The 1,116-nt window shown below is 46.1% G+C and carries 2 protein-coding genes; one reads left to right on the top strand and one right to left on the bottom strand.

Translation table 11 applies throughout. The features are described 5' to 3' along the window. Window positions 1-18: 18 nt before the first annotated feature. The gene (locus tag BZG79_RS15865) at window positions 19-738 is read left to right on the top strand and encodes a YebC/PmpR family DNA-binding transcriptional regulator (protein WP_021024027.1); all 720 of its coding nucleotides are present in this window, start codon (window positions 19-21) and stop codon (window positions 736-738) included. Between the two features lie 45 nt (window positions 739-783). Here the strand turns inward: BZG79_RS15865 and BZG79_RS15860 are convergent. Then, a partial coding sequence (locus BZG79_RS15860; protein ID WP_199878100.1) for a hypothetical protein occupies window positions 784-1,116 on the bottom strand: 333 nt, incomplete at its 5' end.

Genomic DNA, 1,116 nt, shown 5'->3' with positions numbered 1-1,116 from the left:
TATTAAGAGAGATTCCCAATGGGACGAAGTTTTGAAGTTCGTAAAGCGTCAATGGCCAAAACCCAAGGCGCAAAAATTAAGGTTTACTCAAAATACGGTAAAGAGATTTACGTATGTGCTAAAAATGGTGGCTCAGATCCAGAGAGTAATCTATCACTGCGCCGCTTGATGGAAAAAGCCAAAAAGGATCAAGTGCCTGGGCATGTCATTGACAAGGCACTTGATAAAGCTAATGGCTCTGGTGGTGAGAACTATGAAGTGGCTCGGTACGAAGGGTTCGGCCCTGGTAGCTGTGCGGTGATTGTTGATTGTTTAACCGACAACAACAGCCGTACATACATGGATGTTCGCCAATGCTTTGTCAAAAATGATGCGAAAATTGGTACACCGGGCGCGGTGTCTCATATGTTTGAACATCAAGCGGTGTTTCAATTTCAAGGCACAGATGAAGAAGGCACGCTGGAAGCCCTGGTCATGGCTGATGTGGATGTCTCCGACATCGAAGCAGACGAAGGGGTGATTACGGTTTTCGCGCCTCATACAGAGTTTTTCAAAGTGAAAAATGCGCTGAGCGACTTTCTTGGCGACACGCCGATTGATCTTGAGGAGATCACCTTTGTCCCTCAAATCGATACTGAGGTCAGTGGCGATGATGTTGAACGTTTTGAAAAGTTCCTCGACATGCTTAATGATTGCGACGACGTACAAAACGTCTATCACAACGCTGAGCTAGTATAGTTCCGTGCTTGACACACTAGAGCGCCTCACCTCAGAGATGGCGCTCTATTTTTCATCAAGTTGGGTTAATAACATTTGTGAGAACAACGCCCAACTCTGACGAAACCGATCCTCGCCTTGCGATAAATAGCTTTGTAAGCCCGCCCCGAGAAAGAAAGCGTCCACTACCCGAATTGCCGTATCTATCTGATACTGCGGAATCTTCCCTTGATAAAAGTACTCAATTGCTCGGGTATATTCGGTTAAGCCGTGCTGAGAAAAACGTTGTATTGCCGCACGAAATTGCCCATCAAATAATGCTTGAGTCGTGAAGCTATACATCGCCTTCATCGCATAAGGCTCGCATTGCATGGTCAGGTATAAGGTATCGCCTGTCAC

Origin of the sequence: Salinivibrio sp. MA427, from assembly GCF_001996115.1 — a bacterium.
GTDB classification, from domain to species: Bacteria; Pseudomonadota; Gammaproteobacteria; order Enterobacterales; family Vibrionaceae; genus Salinivibrio; species Salinivibrio costicola.
Note: the sequence above shows the minus strand (reverse complement) of the source record. Positions and strands in the feature narration are given on the sequence as shown.

Bases quoted from the DNA above. Each gene is read 5' to 3' on its own strand.
- BZG79_RS15865 (WP_021024027.1), top strand. From the start codon at position 19: ATGGGACGAAGTTTTGAAGTTCGTAAAGCGTCAATGGCCAAAACCCAA.